Annotated in this window: 15 protein-coding genes; 11 read left to right on the forward strand and 4 right to left on the reverse strand. The window is 72.8% G+C overall.

What is annotated here, in order from left to right:
• The first annotated feature begins 54 nt into the window (after nt 1-54).
• From ACVMYR_RS00980 to ACVMYR_RS01000, 5 genes are all read left to right on the forward strand, one after another.
• A complete protein-coding gene (locus ACVMYR_RS00980; protein ID WP_228986361.1) occupies nt 55-2,445 on the forward strand; it encodes a family 43 glycosylhydrolase in 2,391 nt (796 codons plus the stop codon).
• A 40-nt stretch (nt 2,446-2,485) separates the two neighbouring features.
• Complete coding sequence (locus ACVMYR_RS00985; RefSeq protein ID WP_077935879.1) at nt 2,486-3,112, forward strand: hypothetical protein; 627 nt, start codon at nt 2,486-2,488, stop codon at nt 3,110-3,112.
• A gap of 60 nt (nt 3,113-3,172) precedes the next feature.
• Nucleotides 3,173-4,216: a hypothetical protein gene (locus tag ACVMYR_RS00990; protein WP_077935878.1), complete on the forward strand. Its 1,044-nt coding sequence runs from the start codon at nt 3,173-3,175 to the stop codon at nt 4,214-4,216.
• Between the two features lie 187 nt (nt 4,217-4,403).
• Nucleotides 4,404-4,598, forward strand: coding sequence for a hypothetical protein (locus ACVMYR_RS00995; RefSeq protein WP_077935877.1), 195 nt, complete (start codon nt 4,404-4,406; stop codon nt 4,596-4,598).
• An 89-nt stretch (nt 4,599-4,687) separates the two neighbouring features.
• Nucleotides 4,688-5,815 carry a glycoside hydrolase family 53 protein gene (locus ACVMYR_RS01000; RefSeq protein ID WP_043963826.1) on the forward strand — a complete coding sequence of 376 codons (1,128 nt, stop codon included), beginning with the start codon at nt 4,688-4,690 and terminating at the stop codon, nt 5,813-5,815.
• Between the two features lie 45 nt (nt 5,816-5,860).
• Here the strand turns inward: ACVMYR_RS01000 and ACVMYR_RS01005 are convergent, their stop codons facing one another.
• Together ACVMYR_RS01005 and ACVMYR_RS01010 are read right to left on the reverse strand one after the other, a co-directional pair.
• Nucleotides 5,861-7,237 carry a permease prefix domain 1-containing protein gene (locus ACVMYR_RS01005; protein WP_457120890.1) on the reverse strand — a complete coding sequence of 459 codons (1,377 nt, stop codon included), beginning with the start codon at nt 7,235-7,237 and terminating at the stop codon, nt 5,861-5,863.
• The gene (locus tag ACVMYR_RS01010; RefSeq protein ID WP_457120891.1) at nt 7,234-7,608 is read right to left on the reverse strand and encodes a PadR family transcriptional regulator; all 375 of its coding nucleotides are present in this window, start codon (nt 7,606-7,608) and stop codon (nt 7,234-7,236) included. The genes ACVMYR_RS01005 and ACVMYR_RS01010 overlap by 4 nt, the downstream gene beginning before the upstream one ends.
• Nucleotides 7,609-7,781: 173 nt before the next feature.
• Here ACVMYR_RS01010 and ACVMYR_RS01015 point away from each other — a divergent pair, with 173 nt between their 5' ends.
• Complete coding sequence (locus ACVMYR_RS01015) at nt 7,782-9,362, forward strand: FAD-dependent oxidoreductase (protein WP_457120892.1); 1,581 nt, start codon at nt 7,782-7,784, stop codon at nt 9,360-9,362.
• A gap of 72 nt (nt 9,363-9,434) precedes the next feature.
• Here the strand turns inward: ACVMYR_RS01015 and ACVMYR_RS01020 are convergent, their stop codons facing one another.
• Complete coding sequence (locus ACVMYR_RS01020) at nt 9,435-11,078, reverse strand: cellulose binding domain-containing protein (protein ID WP_431896516.1); 1,644 nt, start codon at nt 11,076-11,078, stop codon at nt 9,435-9,437.
• Between the two features lie 211 nt (nt 11,079-11,289).
• Between ACVMYR_RS01020 and ACVMYR_RS01025 the strand changes: the two genes are divergently transcribed.
• The 5 genes from ACVMYR_RS01025 (at nt 11,290) to ACVMYR_RS01045 (ending at nt 15,510) form a co-directional block, all read left to right on the forward strand.
• Nucleotides 11,290-11,841, forward strand: coding sequence for an RNA polymerase sigma factor (locus tag ACVMYR_RS01025; protein WP_457121277.1), 552 nt, complete (start codon nt 11,290-11,292; stop codon nt 11,839-11,841).
• Nucleotides 11,838-12,632 (forward strand): zf-HC2 domain-containing protein, encoded by a 795-nt coding sequence (locus tag ACVMYR_RS01030; RefSeq protein WP_091283507.1) that lies wholly within the window; start codon nt 11,838-11,840, stop codon nt 12,630-12,632. The genes ACVMYR_RS01025 and ACVMYR_RS01030 overlap by 4 nt, the downstream gene beginning before the upstream one ends.
• A gap of 90 nt (nt 12,633-12,722) precedes the next feature.
• Complete coding sequence (locus ACVMYR_RS01035) at nt 12,723-13,526, forward strand: ABC transporter ATP-binding protein (RefSeq protein ID WP_387106297.1); 804 nt, start codon at nt 12,723-12,725, stop codon at nt 13,524-13,526.
• On the forward strand, nt 13,523-14,899 hold the full coding sequence (locus ACVMYR_RS01040; protein ID WP_457120893.1) for a hypothetical protein: 1,377 nt from the start codon (nt 13,523-13,525) through the stop codon (nt 14,897-14,899). Before ACVMYR_RS01035 ends, ACVMYR_RS01040 begins: the two co-directional genes overlap by 4 nt.
• A complete protein-coding gene (locus ACVMYR_RS01045) occupies nt 14,896-15,510 on the forward strand; it encodes a hypothetical protein (protein ID WP_077935862.1) in 615 nt (204 codons plus the stop codon). Before ACVMYR_RS01040 ends, ACVMYR_RS01045 begins: the two co-directional genes overlap by 4 nt.
• Nucleotides 15,511-15,602: 92 nt before the next feature.
• Here ACVMYR_RS01045 and ACVMYR_RS01050 read toward each other — a convergent pair whose 3' ends face one another.
• Nucleotides 15,603-18,641, reverse strand: a complete 3,039-nt coding sequence (locus tag ACVMYR_RS01050; RefSeq protein WP_457120894.1) for an Ig-like domain-containing protein — start codon at nt 18,639-18,641, stop codon at nt 15,603-15,605.
• Between the last annotated feature and the right edge of the window lie 331 nt (nt 18,642-18,972).

The raw sequence follows: 18,972 nt of genomic DNA on the forward strand, positions 1-18,972 counted from the left end.
AACGAAGGAGCACACCGAGTGAGACAACGCTTGCGAGGGGCTACCCGGCGACGGGTGACCGCGATCGCGGCGGTCGGCGCCATGCTGGCCGCGGGGCTGGTCGCCACGTCGGCGCCGGCCCAGGCCGCCGAGGAGAACCTCATCGTGAACGGGGGGTTCGAGGCCGGCGTCGCCAACTGGTTCGTGAACAACGGCAACTCGACCGACGGCGCGACGCTGTCGGCGACGTCGGACGCCTACGCCGGGTCGGGCGCGGCGCTCGTCACCGGCCGGGCGACGACCGGTTCCGGGCCGATGCAGGATCTCAGCGGCAAGGTGCAGGCCGGGCAGACCTACGCCCTCACGGCCCGGATCAAGTACGAGAACGAGGCCGGGCCGGCGACGAAGCAGTTCTTCGCCACCATGCACTACGGCGGGTCCACCTACACCAACCTGGTGAGCGTGGTCGCGACGAAGGGGCAGTGGGCGCAGTTCAACGGGACGTTCACCATTCCGGCGTCCCAGAGCGTGTCGACGGCCCGGATCTTCTTCGAGACGCCGTGGACGAGCACGCCGTCCACCGACCCGGCCCTGCACCTCATGGACTTCACGCTCGACGACGTGTCGGTGATCGGCGCGCCGCCGCCCCCGCCGCCGTCGAGGACCATCGAGGTCGTCGGCAAGCTGCCCGGCGAGCACAACCCGTTGATCGGGCACAAGTTCGGCGCCGACGGCTTCGGCTTCGTGCACAACGGCCGGGTCTACCTGTACATGACCAACGACACCCAGGGCTACGCGCCCGACCCGGTCACGGGCATCTCGCCGAGCATCAACTACGGCAACATCAACCAGATCACGCTGATCTCGTCCGAGGACCTCGTGAACTGGACGGACCACGGCGAGATCCAGGTCGCGGGCCCGAACGGCGTCGCGCCGTTCACCGGCAACTCGTGGGCGCCGGGCATGGCCAAGAAGACGGTGAACGGGAAGGAGAAGTTCTTCCTCTACTACGCCAACGGCGGCGGTTCGAGCAACGTGATCACGGGTGACTCGCCGCTCGGCCCGTGGACCAGCGAGCGGACGAGCACGCTGATCAACGGCAGCACTCCCGGTGCCGAGGACGTCGCGTGGAAGTTCGACCCGGCCCCGCTGGTGGACGACGACGGCCAGGGCTACCTCTACTTCGGTGGCGGCCCCGCGTCGACGAGCATGCCGGCCGCCGAGCGCTTCAACAACCCGAAGAACATCCGGGCGATCAGGCTCGGCGACGACATGGTCTCCACCCAGGGTTCGGCCGTGGTGGTCGACACCCCGGTCTCGTTCGAGGCGGCCCAGGTCTTCAAGCGCCAGGGCAAGTACTACCTGTCGTACTCGTCGCACTTCGGGGGCGCGGACTTCGGCGGCAACCAGACCCCGCTGCCCGGCTACCCCGGCGGCGGCCAGATCGGCTACCTGATCTCCGACGACCCGATGTCCTGGCCGAAGGAGACCTACGCGGGCGTGCTGTTCCCGAACCAGTCGCAGTTCTTCGGCGCCGGCACGGGCGGCAACAACCACCAGTCGGTGTTCGAGTTCGGGGGCAGGTACTACTTCACCTACCACGCCCCGACGCTCAACAAGCGCATCAACGGCAACACCACGCAGGGCTACCGCAGCCCGCACATCCAGGAGCTGACGTTCAACCCGGACGGCACGATCCAGCAGGTCGTGGGCACCTACGCGGGCGTGGACCAGGTCCGCGACTTCGACCCGTACCGGTTGTTCGAGGCGGAGACCTTCGGCTGGAGCAAGGGCATCGCGACCGCGAAGGTCGACGGCGGTTCCGCCCAGTTCGGCACCTCCGCGCCGAACCTGGTGGTGCGTGACATCGACAACGGCGACTGGACGGCGCTGTCGTCCGTCGACTTCGGCACGGCCGGCGCGGCGAGCGTGACGGCGAAGGTGCGGGCGCTGGCCGCCGGCGGCCGGGTGCAGGTGCGCCTGGACGACGTGGCGGGCCCCGTGGTCGGCACGGTCGAGGTCGACACGCCCGCCGGCGAGTGGGCCGAGGTGACCGCCGCGCTCCAGGGCGTCAGCGGCGTGCACGACGTCTACTTCACCTACTCGGGACCCGCCGGGGCGGACCTCTTCGAGCTCGACTCCTGGAAGTTCGCGGCCGCGACCGGTCAGCCGGAGCTGCCGGTGACGGCGAGCGCGCAGACACGCTGCGTCGGCGGCCGCGCCTACGTCGCCGTACAGGCCACCAACGGCCACACCGCACCCGTCGACATCACCCTCGAAACCGCCTACGGCACCCGCACCGTCACCGCCGTCGCACCCGGCACCAACGCCTACCAGTCCTTCACCACCCGCGCCACCTCCATCCCCGCCGGCACCGCCACCATCCGCGCCACCGGCACCGTCGACGGCACCACCGTCACCACCGTCGTCACCGCCAACCACCCCGCCCTCAGCTGCGGCGGATGACCACCAACCCCCATCAACCACGGACGTCAACGGAGATCGCATGAACACATGGAAGCGTAAGCGGCTGTACGCGGCGGGTGCCGCGGCCGCCATCCTGGCCGGGACGGCGGCGCTGCCGGCACCGGCCCTGGCCGAGGACGGCGCCGACGTCCGGGTGACGGTCGACATCGAGGAGATCCGGGAGCCGGGCGTGCTCGCCCTGTCGGTCGCGGGCGACTCGGTCGCGCTGTCCGAGGACGGCTCGACCCTGCTGGTACGCCAGTTCGTCGGCACCCTGCCGACGGTGACGGTCACCGACACCCGCACCGCCGACGAGGTGCCGGCCGGCGCGGCCTGGGCCGTGGTCGGCAGCGCGAGCGACTTCGTCGGCAGCTCCGGGCAGGCCCCGATCAGCGCCGGTCACCTCGGCTGGAAGCCGCGGCTCATCGACGGCGGCACCACCGGCTCGGTGACCGAGGGCGAGGAGGTCGTGACCGTCCTGGACGAGCCGACCCAGCCCGGCAACAATGTCGGCCTGGCCGACCAGGAGCTGCTGATGTCGACGTACGACTCGGGGGCGGTCGCCGGTGACTCGTACTCGGTCAACGCCGACCTGTACCTGCGCACCCCGGCGGACGTCGCCGCGGGCGCGTACACCTCGACGTTGACCCTGTCCCTGTTCGAATGATCACGCGCGGGGGCGGGGCCGGCAGCGGTCCCGCCCCCGCACCCCGCCGGAGGACGCCCGATGATCCGTTCCGTGCCGCAGGCGCTGCCGAGGCTGCTCGCCGTGCTGGCGGCGGTGCTCGTCGCCGTGCCGGTCGCGCCCACCGGTGCCGGCGCGGAACCCGCCGCGCCGAAGCTGACCTGGGCGGTGCAGCCGGCCGACCCGGACGGCCCGGACGGCCGGCGGTGGATCGAGCGCACCCTCGACCCCGGCCAGGTGGTGACGGAACACCTGGCCGTGCGCAACTTCAGCGCCGCCAGGGCGGTGTTCCGCCTCCAGGCCGCCGACGGCTATCTCACCGACAAGGGCCGCTTCAACATGCTGCCCTCGACCGAGACGTCGAAGGACGGCGGCACCTGGATCTCGGTGCGCGACACGGTCACCGTCGGCGCGAACGAGACGAAGGTGGTGCCCTTCACGATCACCGTGCCCGCCGACGCCGCGCCGGGCGACCATCCGGCGGGCATCGCGGCGTCGGTCACCAGCACCGGCGGCACGGTCGCCGTCGAGAGCCGGGTCGGCTTCCGGGTCATGCTGCGCGCCAGCGGCACGGCCACGGCGGCCCTGGCCGTCGACGACGTGACCGCCACATACGCCCGGTCCTGGAACCCGTTCGCGCCGGGCACGCTCCGCCTGCGGTACGCGGTGGCCAACGGCGGCAACGTCTGGGCCTCCGGCCGGGGGCGGGTGACCGTCTCGGAGGCGTTCGGCCTCGCCAGACGGGACACCACCGTCGAGGTGGAGGAGCTGCTGCCCGGCGGCAGCCGCGTGGCCCGGGCCAACGTCGGCGGCGTCTGGGGGCTGGGCCCGCTGCGGACGACCGTGACGGTGACCCCGGCGGCGCTCGGCGACGGGACCGTCGCCGACGTCCGGCAGGCCACGGCCACCGTGACGGTCTGGGCGGTGCCGTGGCCGCAGCTCGGCCTGCTGGTCGTTCTCGTCGCGGTCGCCCTGCTGCTGCGGGCCGTCCGTCGGCGGCGGCAGCGGCGGCTCGACCTGCTGCTCGACCGGGCCCGGCAGGAGGGCCGGGCGTCCGCGACCACGGTGGGAGCTTCGACGGACTGAGGCCGGCGACGTCCGGCCGGCGTGGACGGGGGCGTCGCCGGGTATGGTGCGGGGTGACGGTGTCGGCAGGAGGTTCCTCCGCCGTCGGGCATCGTGATCGGGCGCCGGTGTGAGCGCCGACTGGGACCATGCGGCAACACCACCCGCAGCCGCCCAGGTTCTTCCTCTCCAGAAACGGGACTCCCGCATGACTTTTCACGACGACGATCGATCGGCCCTGTTCCTCGTCACGCCGACCGCCGACGACCTCGACGACCGGGGCGTGACCTTCGACGGCAGCGAGGAGGCGATGCGGCGGCTGCGCCACCCGTTCGCGGTGGGCCCGGTCGACCAGGCTGCCGCCTCGACGGAGGCGGGCGACCGCCCGGGGCGGAACGCCTGACGGGCCCGCCACCTGTGGTATATATGGACATCGATTGATGTCCGGCGGTGCCGCGCCCCGGCCCCGCGCCCGCCACCGAGGAGGTCGGGATGACTCGGCACCGCTCCCGCCCGCACGCCTGGATCGCCGCGTTCCTCGCGCTGGTCGCCCTGCCGGCCGCCCTGCTCGTGCCGCCCGCGCCGGCCTCCGCCGCGAACACGCTCACCATGCTGGGCGCGGACGTCTCCAGCGTGCAGCGCAGCCTGGACCTCGGCGCGCGATATTACGACGCCGCCGGCACGGCGCGGGACCCGCTCGACATCCTCAAGGGCCTCGGCGTCAACTACGTCCGGCTCCGGGTCTGGAACAACCCCGCCAGCGGCTGGAACAACAAGGCCCGGGTGCTGGCGTACGCGCGGACGGTCAAGGCCAAGGGCCTCAAGCTGATGATCGACTTCCACTACTCGGACACCTGGGCCGACCCGGGCAAGCAGTACAAGCCCGCCGCCTGGGCCAGCCACGGCATCGGCCAGTTGCAGACGGACGTCTACAACTACACCTACGACGTCTGCTCCAGCCTCAAGGCGCAGGGCACCACGCCGGACAGCGTGCAGATCGGCAACGAGATCAACGTCGGCATGCTGTGGAACGACGGCAAGGTCGTCAACAACGACTTCACCAACCTCAGCCTGCTGCTCAAGGCCGGCTACCAGGCGACGAAGCAGTGCAACGGCGGCACTCAGGTGATCATCCACACCGCCAACGCGGACAGCATGGCCAACGCGCGCTGGTTCTACGACGGCATCCGGGCCAAGGGCGTCCAGTGGGACCTGACCGCCCTGTCCTACTACTGCATGTGGCACGGCAGCCTGGCCAACCTCTACAACGTCATCACCGACGTGCGGTCCCGCTACGGCCGGCCCGTCGTGCTCACCGAGACGGCGTACCCGTTCACCGCCGCGAACGCCGACGGCGAGCCGAACTCGATCAACGGTGGCGAGCCCTGCGCCGGCCACCCCGCGAGCTGGAGCGGGCAGGCCACCGAGTTCGCCTGGGTGCAGAACACCGCCCGCGACGCCGGTGCCGTCGGCGTCTTCTACTGGGAGCCGACCTGGTACGCCGTCCCCGGCAACGGGTGGGACCCGGCGAACATCAACGGCACCGGCAACCAGTGGGACAACATGGCCATCTTCAACTGGACCGGCCAGGTGAACCCCAACATCCGCTGGACGCCGTAGCCGGCCCGGCCACCGCGCGAACGGCGACCGGACCGGCTCAGGGGCTCAGGCGAAGTCGAACACGAGGGGGAAGGCCAGGACGACGACCCAGGCCCAGCCGGCGTACACGGCGAGGTAGCGGGTCTGCCAGCGCTCCAGGCGGGCGAAGGGCGCGCGGCCCCGGACGAAGCCGAGGAACAGCCACGCCGACCAGGCCAGGTTGGTCAGCAGGACGATGTTCTCCCCCAGCGCCGCCGTCTTGTTGGGGCTGAAGCCCCACTCGCCGATCCGGCTGGTGATCGCCACCAGCACCAGGACGTCGATGACCAGGGCGCTGACGACGAGCGCCAACTGGAGGCGGTCGAACAGCCCGGGCCGGGCGGCGGGGTCGCGGGCGGAGATGGCGTACAGCAGCAGGCCCAGCACGACGACGAGCAGCAGGTCGAACAGGATGAGCACGTCGCGCTTGACGTCGATGCCGCTGTTGGTCCAGACGACGGCGACCAGGAACGCCAGCAGGGTCGCCGCGAACAGCGGCGTGAAGACGCGGGTCAGCACCGGGGCCATGTTCTCGATGACGCTCTGCTTCGCCTCGACCAGCCACGCCGACACGACGACGGCCGCCATCGCGCCGCACGGCAGCAGCCACGAGCTGATGAACTGTTCGGCGTCGATGCCGATGGCCCGGAAGGTGCCGGCGGTGAAGGCCGTGAGCACGCCGCCGCCCAGGGCGAGGAGGCTGAAGTAGATCACCCACTCGCCGGTGAACCGGATGAAGTCCATCCGGCGCCGCTCGGAGCGCCAGTCGCCGCCCACGTAGGCGACGCCGACGACCAGCCACAACGCCAGCGGCAGGTGGATCGCCGTGAGCCCGAAGGACTGCGAGTCCCCGGCGAGCGGGTAGGCGTTCGCGGCGACCCCGCCGAGGGCGAACAGCGCCACGAGCGCCCCGACGACGCGGACGCCGACCCGGCGCTGCCAGGCGAAGTACGCGGCCAGCGCCGGCAGCGCGAACAGGCTCAGATTGCGGGCGTAGAAGGCGGCGTCCTCGTCGGCCAGGTCGAGCCCGAACCAGCTCGGCACCTTGATGGCGAGGGCCGCGAGGGCCGCGCAGAGCACCATGACGGGCAGCTCGCGGCGGGCGCGGGCGGCGGCGGGCGCGTCCGGCTCCCCCGGCAGGACGAGCTGTTTCCATAGCCGCTCGGAGTGCTCGCGGGCGAACTCCCGCGACAGCTCGTCGAGGCTGCCCATGCGCTTGACGGCGATGAGGAACGCCTCGTCGGTGCGCAGGCCCGCCTCGGTCAGCTCGGTGATCCGGCTGCGCAGGTGGTCCTCCAGCTCCTCGGTGTCGGCGTGGTGCAGCTCCCGGCGACGGCGGGTGTAGGCCCGCCACTGGGCGATCTGGCCTTCCAGGTCGCTGTCGCTGTCGCTGTCGAGGGTCATCGTCCCGCCTCCCAGGCCGGTGCCACGATCGGGTTGATGGCCCGGGTCGTGTTCCAGACGCCGCGCAGGGCGTCGACGACCGCGGCCCACTGGCGGTGCTGCTCGACCAGCTCGGCCCGGCCCTGGTCGGTGATGCGGTAGTACTTGCGGCGGCGTCCCCCGGGCGGGGTCTGCCAGTACGACTCGACGTGCCCGAGCCGCTCCAGGCGGTGCAGCAGCGGGTAGAGCAGACCCTCGGTCCACTCCAGCCGCCCGCCCGAGAGCTCGTTGACCTGTTTGAGGATCGCGTAGCCGTAGCTCTCGCCCTCGGCGAGGATCCCCAGCACGAGCGGCGTCGCCGAGGCGGCGACGAGGTCCTTGGTGATGTGCATCCGACCACCTATCCCTAGAACTGCAATGCATAGTAGTTCTAGGTAACATGCCCCGCAATCCCCTCCGGCGGGGCCATCCGGCCGGCCGGTCTTTTGCCGTTCCGGCAACTTCTCTTGTCGGATCGGCGGGCCGCGCGGCACGGTGGGCGCACGACGAGCGAAGGAGGCGCGCGGTGGACGAGGCGTACGACGTGGTGGTGGTCGGCGGGGGCGCGGCCGGGCTGAGCGGGGCCCTGGCCCTCGCCCGGGCGCGGCGGTCGGTGCTGGTGGTGGACGCCGGGCAGCCGCGCAACGCCCCGGCCGGGCACGTGCACAACTACCTGGGCCGGGAGGGCACCCCGCCGGCCGAGCTGGTGGCGGCCGGGCGCGACGAGGTGACCCGCTACGGCGGCGAGATCGTCGCCGGCCGGGTCGAGGCGGCAGCCCGGGGGGACACCGGCTTCGTGGTCACGCTGGACGGCGGGCGGGAGGTGCGGGCGCGGCGGCTGCTGGTGGCGACCGGGCTCGTCGACGAGCTGCCCGACCTGCCGGGGCTGGCCGAGCGGTGGGGTCACGACGTGCTGCACTGCCCGTACTGCCACGGGTGGGAGGTCCGGGACCGGCGCATCGGCGTCCTCGCCACCGGCCCGACGGCCGTGCACCAGGCGGAGCTGTGGCGGCAGTGGAGCCCGCACGTGCTGCTCCTGCTGCACGACGCGACGCTCGCCGCCGAGGACGTCGAGCGGCTCGCCGCGCGGGAGATCACCGTCGTGGCGGACCGGGTCGCGGCCGTCGAGGTCACCGACGACACCCTGACCGGGGTACGCCTGGCCTCCGGCGAGGTCGTCGCGCTCGACGCGGTGGTCGTCGCGCCCCGGTTCACCGCCCGCGCCGAGGTGCTGGAGTCGCTGGGGTGCAAGCCGGTCGACGTCGAGTTCGGCGGGCAGGTGATCGGCAGCCAGGTGCCCGCCGACCCGACCGGAGCCACCGCCGTGCCCGGCGTGTGGGTCGCGGGCAACGTGGCCGACGTACGCGCCCAGGTCGTCGCCTCCGCCGTGGCGGGCCTGGCCGCCGGCGCGGCGATCAACGCCGACCTCGTCGCCGAGGAGGGTCGCGCCGCCGTGGACGCGTACCGGGAGCGGACGCGGACGATGTTCGAGGAGGCCGCCTGGGAGGAGCGCTACCGCGCCCGGCCGGCGGTGTGGAGCGGCCGGCCCAACCCCCAGCTCGTCGCGGAGGCGACCGGGCTGCCGGCGGGCCGGGCGCTCGACGTCGGCTGCGGGGAGGGCGCCGACGCCGGCTGGCTCGCCGGGCGGGGCTGGCGGGTCACGGCGGTCGACATCTCCGCCACCGCCCTGGAGCGGGCCGCCGCCCACGCCGCGGCGGCGGGTCCCGAGGTCGCCGACCGCATCGAGTGGCTGCACGCCGACCTGCGCGTCACGCCGCCGGCCGAGGGCGCGTACGACCTGGTGTCGGCGCAGTTCATGCACCTGCCGGGCGCGGCGCGGCGGGAACTGTTCGCGCGGCTCGCCGCGGCGGTCGCGCCGGGCGGGACGCTGCTGATCGTCGGGCACCACCCGCGCGACCTGCGCACCACCGCCCACCGGATGCACTTCCCGGACGCGATGTACACCGCCGAGGAGGTCGCGTCCGCCCTCGACCCCGCCGCCTGGCAGGTGCTGGCCACCGAGACCCGGGCCCGGGCCACGGTCGACCCGGAGGGCCGCGAGGTCACCATCCACGACGCCGTGCTGGTCGCCCGCCGCCGGGCGTGACCGGCCCCGCCCGGTGCGCCGCACGCGCGCACCGGGCGGGGCCCGGCGTCAGGCTCGGGCCGTCACGCTCCCTCAGGCGCGGGAGCAGGGGCTGCCGTTGAGCGTGAAGGCCGCCGGTGCGGCCGAGTTGCCGGTGTGGTTGGCCTGGAAGCCGATGGACACCGAGCCGCCGGGCGGGATCGCCGCGTTGTAGCTGACGTTGGTGGCGGTCACCTGCCCGCTGGTCGGGGCGTAGGTGGCGTTCCAGCCGCCGGTGATGCTCTGCCCGGCCGGCAGGGTGAACGCCAGGGACCACCCGTTGATCGCCGAGCTGCCCGTGTTGGTGATCGTGATGTCCTCGGTCAGGCCCGTGCTCCACGCGTTGACGGTCGCGCCGACCCGGCACCCGCCGGCCGGCGGGCCCGTCGTGGGCGACGGGGAGGGCGAGGGCGGGGTGGGCGGCGGGGTCGTGGGGGGCGGCGGGGTGCTGCCCGGGCCGCTGACCCGGTAGACGACCGTGCCGTGGCTCGGGACGCTGGCCGAGATCGTCCCGGTGGTGGTGCTGGTGCCGTTGGTCCACGCGTCGCGCAGGGTGAGGGTGCCGGGGCTCATGCCGATCGCGGGGGCCGTGATCGAGACCGTCGTGGTCGCGCTGCCCTGGTTGAACAGCGCCACCGCCACGTCACCGTTGGCCAGCTTCTTCGCCAGCACCCGGCGGGTGCCGTCGTTGGACACCTGCACCCCCTGGAGGCCGAGGGGGTCCTGGTTGATGGCGATCAGGTTCTGGTTCTTGAGGATCGTCTGCGTCGCCGCGTTCATCGACCGGATGTCGTTGCCCGCGATGAGCGGCGACGCCATGATCGCCCACATCGCGAAGTGGCTACGCATCTCCGTGTCGGTCATCCCGCCCCGGCCGACCTCCATCATGTCCGGGTCGTTGAACGCCCCCGGCCGGGCGTACGACGCCAGCGGCACGGTCACGTTGATGATGTTCTGGATCCCCATCGGGTAGCCGTTGGTCTGCCCGGTGTTCCACGCGTTGGTGATGTCCTCCGTGGTCCGCCACATGTTGGCCACGTCGCCCCAGTTGCGCTGGGGGCCCGTCTTCTCGTGGATGCTGTTCGGGTTGATGCTGAACACGATCGGCCGGCCCGTCGCCGCCAGCGCGTCGCGCATCTTGGCGAACGTCGCCACCTGGTCGTTGATCGTGCCCTGCGGGGAGCACCAGTCGTACTTGAGGAAGTCGACCCCCCACGCGGCGAACTGCCGCGCGTCCTGGACCTCGTGCCCGCGGCTGCCGGTCGCCCCCGGATACCCACCGAAGTACTGCGCGCAGGTCTTGTCCACCGGCACCTGGTAGATGCCGAACTTGAGACCCTTGCCGTGGATGTAGTCACCCAGGGCCTTCATCCCGCTGGGGAACCGGGTCGGATCCCCCTGGAGGTTGCCGGCGGAGTCCCGGTTGGGGTTGAACCAGCAGTCGTCCACCACCACGTACTCGTAGCCCACGTCGCGCATCCCGCTGCTGACGATCGCGTCCGCCATCTGCCGGATCAACGTCTCGTTGATGTTGCAGCCGAACGTGTTCCAGCTGTTCCAACCCATCGGCGGGGTGCGGGCGACCCCGTTCTCCAGCGCCTGGCCAGCCGGCGCGTGCAGACCCACGGCGGCGCCGACCAGCAGGAACCCGGCCGCCAGGGCGGTCACCCACCGGCGGCGGGAAGCGGTACGTCTCATCGTTGTCTCCTCTTCGGCGGCGGAGCCGACCGCCGCCGACGCTGGACCGGGGCGACTCTCGCCAGAAAACTATAGGCGTCTATGTTATCGGTAACAACAGCCACCGCCGGCCCCGTCGGCCGAGACCGCCCCGGCAACACCCCCCGCCAAGTGTGACGTGGATCACCACCGATGGGAAACCGGGGTGGGCCCGGGGATCGTCTTGCCTGTTGTGAGACAGAGCCTGGAGACCCTCGACGAGGGTGCGCTGCTGCGCCGCGTCGCCCGGGACGACCGGCGGGCCTTCGACGAGCTGTACCGCCGTACGTCGCCCTGGTTGACCGCCCGGCTGCGGCGGCGCTGCGCCGACGACGACGTGGTCGCCGAGGTGCTCCAGGACACCTACCTGGCGGTGTGGCGGTCGGCCGGCAGCCAGGCCCAGCACGCGGGCGGCGGCAGCGCCGTCGGCTGGCTGTGGACGATCGCCGCCCACCGGCTGGTCGACGCGTTCCGCGCCCGCGCCCGCGCCGAACGGGTCCCGGCGGTGCGGACCTTCGCCACCGTCGCCCCCGCCGCCGAGGAGGAGGCGCTGGCCGGCGGGATGGACGCCGACCTGGAGCAGGCGCTGCTGGCGCTGCCGCCCAACCTGCGCCGGGTCCTGCGCGCGATGGTGCTCGACGGGCTGACCACGCGGGAGACCTCGGTGCTGCTCGGCATGCCGGAGGGAACCGTGAAGACGTACGCGCGGCGGGCCCGCATCGCGCTACGGGAGGCGCTGTCATGACCGACCACCCCACCCCCACCCTCATCTCCCGGTACGCCACCGGCGACGACGGCGTCGACGACGTCACCGTCTGGGCCGTCGAGGCGCACCTGGAGTCCTGCGCCGGGTGCCGGGCGCTGCTGGCCGACGCGGCCGACCCGGCCGCCCGGCAACTGCTGGACCGGGTGGCCGTCGGGATCGCCGCCGGCCTCGACGCCGGGCCCGGGCCGGTGCGTCGCCGCCGGCTACGGCGCACCGGTGTCGCCGCGCGGCTCCTGCCCTGGCTGGCCACGACCACCGCGCTGGTGGTCGTCGCGGTCCTGCTGGAGATGGTGTCGGGCCGAATGCCGTCGCCGGTGCTGCTGGTCGCGCCGTTGGTGCCGCTGCTGCTGGTGGCCGCCGCGTGGAGCCGGCGCACCGATCCGGCCTGGGAACTGATCGCCACCGTGCCCCGCGCGGGGCTGCCGCTGCTGCTGCGCCGGACCCTGGCGATCCTGACGGCGGTCGTCCCGGTGCTGGCCGTGGCGGGCTGGTGGACCGGGCACTCGCCGGCGCTGTGGCTGCTGCCGTGCCTGGCCTTCACCGCCGGCGCCCTGGCGCTGGGCGGGCTGGTCGGGGTGGACCGGGCGGCGCTCGGGTTGGCGATCGCCTGGTCCGTCGGCGTGATCACGCCGAGCCTGGTCGGCCAGGAACTGCCGGTCGTCCTCCAGACCCGTAGCTGGCCCGGCTGGGCGCTGGCCACCGTCGCGCTGAGCGCGGTGGTGCTCCTGCGGGCCACCGACCACAGCCGGCTGCGCGCCGACCGGAGCTGACCGGTCGTCACCGGCGACCCCGGTCGTCCGGCCGGTACATCCCCTTCTCCGTCGGCGGGCACCGCCGACGACACGACGAACGGAGAGATCATGATGCGTGCCGTCAGCGCGGCGGAGACCGCACCGACCACGTACGCGTGGACGGTGCACGCCGAGAACCTGGCTGTCCGCGCCGGCCGACGCCTCGCGGTCAACGGGCTCGACCTGGCGCTGGGCACCGGTGTGCACGGGCTGCTCGGCCCGAACGGCGCCGGCAAGACCACCCTGATGCGGGCGCTCGCCACCGTGGTGAAGCCCGCCGGTGGGCGGCTCGACCTGCTAGGCGAGAACGTCAGCGGCCGCGCCGACCTGCGTCGGGTCCGCCGCAGGCTGGGCTACCTGCCGCAGCACTTCGGCTTCTATCCGCGCTTCACCGTCCGGGAGTTCGTCGAGTACATGGCCTGGCTCAAGGAGATGCCGAAGGCCGACATCCCCGGCGCGGTCCAGCGGGCCGTCGACCGGGTGGGCCTGACCGACCGGGCCGACGCCCGGATGAAGACGCTCTCCGGCGGCATGGTGCGCCGGGCCGGGATCGCCCAGGCGATCGTCAACGACCCGGAGCTGCTGCTGCTCGACGAGCCGACCGTCGGCCTCGACCCCGAGCAGCGGCTCGACTTCCGCGAGTTGCTCCGCGACATCGGGTCGGACAGCTGCGTGCTGGTCTCCACCCACCTGGTCGAGGACGTCGCCGTGGCCTGCACCGACGTGGTGCTGGTGCACGAGGGCCGGCTGGTGTGGCAGGGCACCACGGGGCAGCTCGCCGCGCAGGGCGGCACCGGCGACGCCGGGGACAGCGCCGCCGAGCGCGGCTACTCGGCGCTGCTGCGCTCCCACCGGGAGCGGGTGGCGGCATGACCGGGAGGATCATGCGGACCGAGGTGCGCCGGTCGGCGGTCCCCGGCATCGCCCTGCTGCTGGTGATCGTCGGCGCCGCGCTCATGCTGACCGTCACCGGGGGGTACGCAGGGCGGTGGACGCAGTTGGCGGTGTACGCCCGGTCCACGCTGATGATGCTGATGCCGCTGGCGCTGGCCGGCGGCGCATGGTTGGGACGTCGCGACCGGCGGCACCGGGTCGACGAGCTGTTCGGCACCACCGTCCGGCCCCGGTGGCAGCGCAGCGTCCCGCTCGCCGCCGGCTACGCGGTCGCGCTGGTCACCGTGTACCTGCTGACGTTCCTCCTCGGGATCCCCTGGGTGGCGCCGAGCGCCGGATACTTCCCCGTCGCGACGATCCCGATCACCGCGGTCGGCGCGCTCGCGCTGGTCGCCGCCGGCTGGCTGGGCATGGCCGCCGGGCGGGCGGTGCCCCGGGTGGCCACCGCCCCGATCCTCGCGGTGGTCGCGTTCGCCGTGCTGACCTTCGTGCCCGACTACGTCTCGATGTCGGGCTACGACGAGAACTTCACGAAGGTCCGGCCCGACCCGGCGGTGCTGCTGCTGGCCCCTGCCATCAGCTCGTTGAACGACTTCAAGACGATCCCGTCGTCGGTCAGCCTGCTCCAGGCGCTGTGGCTGGCGGCCCTCGCCGCGACCGGGCTGCTGCTGCTCGGCGCGGTCGGCCGCCGCGCCGTCGCACTGGCCGTGCTTCCGGCCGTGGTCGGTGCCGCCGTGGCGGTGCCGTTGCTGCCCACCGGCGGCTACTCCGGGTCGGCCGTGCTCGATCCGGCCGCCGTCGAGCTGGTCTGCGACGACGACGGCCCCCAGGTCTGTGTGACCCGGGCGCACGCCGCGCTGCTGCCCAGGGTCGTCGGCCCGGCCCGGGAGACGCTGGCCCTCATCGACGCGAAGCTGCCCGGCGCCGCCCCCACCCGCGTGGAGGAGAGCAGGCAGCTGCTCGACAACACGGTCCGGTCGGACGCGAACCATGTCCGCGACGACGGAACCCTGGTCTTCGACGCCCTGTCGGTCGGCTGGACCGGCTTCTCCGACGTCTCGCCCGACGAACTGCGGGCAGCGCTGCTCGACGCCGCCTGGTGGCGGGAGTGCGGGACCGACCACACGACCTACCTGGCCCGTGCGGTCGCCGTCGCCTGGCTCACCGGCGGGCAGCCGGCCCTCGGTCGGGGGTCGACCCCCGAGGAGCGGGAGAAGGTGGGCGCCGCCCTCCGGGAGCTGCGGAACCTGCCCCCCGACGAGCAGCGCAAGCGGGTGCAGGCGGCCCGCACCGCCGCGCTCGGCTGCGAGATCGACCGGTTCCACTCGCTGCTGTTCCTGGCGCAACCGTGAGGTGGCTCCGCCTGTACCTGCGGGCCCGGCGGGTTCCCCTGGCGCTGGCCGGCACGGTCTGCGCGGTCGGGTCGCTCTGGGCGAGCTGGCCGTACTTCTCCGACGGGCAGACCGTCAACGCCCGGGTGGTCAGCGTCGCCGCGCTGATCGCGGCGGTCGCCGTCGGCACCACGCTCGGCGGCGCCGACGACGCCCTCGACCACACGGCGTCGGTCAACTGGCCCGCCCGCCGCGCCGGGCACGTCCTGCTGGCCGCCGCCGCGATCGTCGCGCTGCTCCTGGCCAGCACGCTCACCGACGTGCGGTTCGAACCACTCGGCGTGGTGGCGCGCAACACGGCCGGCCTGCTCGGGCTCACCGCGCTCGGCGCCGCGCTGCTGGGTGCCGCGCTGTCCTGGATCGCCCCGCTGACCTGGACCCTCGTCGCGATGCTGCCGTGGCTGGGGCCGAGCGACCAGGTGCGGCTGCAGGTCGGTGCCTGGCTGGTCCAGCCGGCCGGCACCACCGCCGCGACGGTCTGCGCGACGGTCCTCGCCGTGGTCGGGCTCGTCGCGTACGCCCTGCGGGGCTGCCCCCGCCGCCCGGCTGCGGAGACGGCCCCCGACCGGTGACGTGGCCCGCATCGGGCCGGCGGCCGGATACGGGCCGGGCCGCGTCGGGGCGGAAGTAGCCCCGACGCGGCCCGGGTTGGGCTGCCGTCAGCTCAGCTGACGGTCACCGAGATGGTGGTGGGCGGCTGCTGGAGCTGCCCGTAGTTGTCGACCGCCCGCACCGAGATCGTGTACGCGCCCGCCGGCACCACCGGCGACGTGTACGCGAAGTTCGACCCCGGCGAACCCGGGCTGGTGAGGAACGTGGCGATCCACGGGGCGGAGCCGCCGCCGAACGCGCCGGAGGAGTTCATCCCCTGGCCCGCGCCGTTGACGATCTGCACCTCCACCTTCGACATGCCGACGTCGTCCACCGCGCGCCCGGTCACCACGATCCGCGAGTCGCCGAAGACCGCGCCGTTGGTCGGGCTGAGGCTCGGCTCCAGGCGCGGGTCGAGGTCGCCCGGGTAGACGAGGTACTTGGCGGTGGCCCCGGAGGTCGAGCTGTCCTGCTGGCCCGACGTGTCGACGGCCCACGCCTCGACGCTGTACTCGCCCTTGGTCGGCAGGTCGACCGACAGGGTGAAGGCGGTGCTCGTCGCGCCGGGCGAGGCGAGCGTGGCGTTCACCGTGGCGAAGCTCGCCGCCATCGTGCCGTTGGGCTGCACGTACCGGCCGGTGTCCAGGTCGCGCAGCGCCACCCGGACGCCCTGCACGCCCTTGTCGTCGGTCGCGGTGCCGGCCAGGTTGAGGTGCAACTGCTCCACGTTCTGGTCGGTGCCGGTGAAGTTCAGCTTCCCGTTGGGGAAGGCGTCGCCCGGCACCTGGGCGGTGACGGCCAGCTTGCCCAGGTTGGCGTTCGTCGTGACCAGGCCCAGGTTGTCGGTGGCGCGTACCCGGAAGTCGTAGATGCCCGGGGTGAGCGCCGCGGTGGTGAACGACCAGTTGTACGACGCGGCGTTGAGGTTCGTCGGCGACACCCGGTGGTACGCCGCGACCGCGTCGGGGCCCCACGTGCCGTCGGCGGCCAGCGACTCGCGGGTGGTGGTGTTGCGCAGGTAGACCTCGACCGACTTCAGGGTGCCGTCGTCGCTGGCCGTGCCGGAGAAGGTGAGCGGGCTGCCGGGGGCCACGGTGACCGGGCCGGCGGCGGTGGGCGGGGTCATCGCGGCGGGCGCGGTGATGGCCACCGTCGGCGCCACGCCGTCCTCCGCGATGATCCAGTCCCGGTTCTCGCCGCGCAGGTCGCTCTGGCCGGCGGTGTCGATGGCGGTGGCGGTCATCCGCCACTCACCCTCGGTCGGCAGGGTCACCTCGACCTGCCAGGTCGTCGACACCGCGCCGATCACGTCCGGCTCGGTGCGGAACGTGTTGTAGACCGGCGCGACGGTGCCGTCGTCCTGGAGGTAGCGGTTGTCCGGGGTGCGGAACGAGTAGGTCAGCGCGTTGACGCCCTTGTCGTCGGTGGCGGTGCCGGTGGCCACGAAGGTCTTCGTGGCGAGCAGGCCGGCGGCCGGCGCGCTGAACTTCGTCGTCGGGGGCAGGTCGTCGAAGCTGAACGTCTCGATCTTCTTGACGGCCTTCGTCGCGTCGGTCTCGCTGCTGGTGCGGCCGAACGTCTTCGCCTGGATCTGGTATTCGCCGACGGGCAGCGAGACGGCCAGCGACCACATGGTCGAGGTGGCGTTCGGGCTGGCCAGGGTCGACACGATGACGGCGGACGAGCCCCACGTCTTCAGGTCCGGCTGGAGGTACTTCTTGGAGCCGCGGTTCTGGATCTCGAGCTGCACCTTCTTGACGCCGGACGGCGCGGTCGCCTGGCCCTCGATCGTGAACGAGCCGTTGGCGGGCTTCACCCGACCCTCGATGGGCGTGTCGATCGTCGTCTCCACCGCCGAGGGCGCCGGCACCCGGCCCAGGTCGAAGAAGCCGACCCGACCCACCGTGAGGCCGCCCTTGGTGTTGCCGTCGCCGCCGACGAAGAGGCCGCGCGGGGTGGCCAGCATCGCCTTCTCGCCCTCGTAGGAGCTGGAACCCGGGTTCCACTCCAGGGCGGTGCCCGTCGCCGGGTCGAGCGCGCCGAGGTGGTCGCGGCGGACCACCTGGTCGCCGAGGCCGTAGCCGCTGAGGCCCTGGCCCGTGCCGTACCCGACGTTGTCCAGGCCCGGCCACGGGACGTTGGCGGTCGGCGACTCCTGCCAGCTGAAGTGGCCGCCGACGTAGACGGCCGCCTCGGTGACGGCGACCGAGTAGATGCTGTCGAAGTGCCGGGAGATCCAGATCGGCTCGACGTGGTCGCCGCCGGCCATCGGGAACGCCATCGCGGTGTCGTTGATCGGCGGGCGGTCGCCGCCCGAGCCGCTGGTGACGACGAAGTACGAGTCGTCCGGCGAGATGTCGCCGCCGAAGGCCCGCTGGATGCCGCCGACGAAGGAGAGGTTGTCCTCCCACAGGCGGGTGCGCCACGGCAGGAGCGCCTTGGTGGCGGTGTCGATCAGGCCGACGCCGTAGCGGTCCTGTCCGGCGATCTGCCGGCCGGTGTGGACGACCATCAGCTTCGCGCCGTCGTGGGTCAGCTTGAGCTGCTGCACGGTGAGCATGCCGCCGACGCCGATGCCACCGGACAGCTGCAGGTCGAAGCCGGCGTCCACCGCCCCCGTGGTCGGGTTGAGCGCCGCCAGGCCGGTGCGGTTCGTGCTGTTGATCTTGGTGAACTGGCCGCCGACGTACACCGCGTTGTTGGTCACGGCCAGGGCGGTCCCGCGGCCGTTGCCCTGCGCGGTGAAGCCGGCGACCGGGGCACCGGTCACCGGGTCGAGCCGGGCGACCTTGCGCTTGGTGAGTCCGCCGACGGTGTTGAACGTGCCGGCCACGTAGAGCGCCGAGCCGTCCGGCGACGCCTCGACGGACTCGACGGCCCCGTCGAACGTCGGCCGGAAGCCGGTGTCGACCTTGCCCGTGTCGATGTTGTACGACGCCAGCCACCGCTGCGCGAGCGCGGTCTGCCCGACGTTGGCGATCCCGGTGAACGAGCCGGCGATGAACACCCGGTTCCCGATCACCTCGATGTCGGTGACCTCACCGTCGGTGATCCTCGGGACATCGTTGCGCGGTGCGCTGGGCACCAGGCCGGTGTGCCCCGGCCTTTCCACGACGAGCGCCTTGGCGGCAGGACCCGCCTGCCAGGCAGACACCGCCGCGATGACCGGTTGACCGATCAACACGACAGTCCCGGCCACCAGACCCGCGATCACGCGGCTCCGAACACGCATCGAGACAAACCCCCTGTTAGCGCCCGCATCGCGCCACCGGGTCGGCCCCGGCAGCGTCCACCCGCCGGCATGCCGAGGACACCGTAAGAGGCGAAACCGCCTCACCATCTCGTGCCTCGCCGGAATCAGGCCGATCGCCATCAGACATGATCCCGGCGACGGAACGCACCACCATCGGAGCGAATCTCACTCCACCGAACGGATCGGGCTC

The organism is Micromonospora sp. PTRAS2, assembly GCF_054052245.1.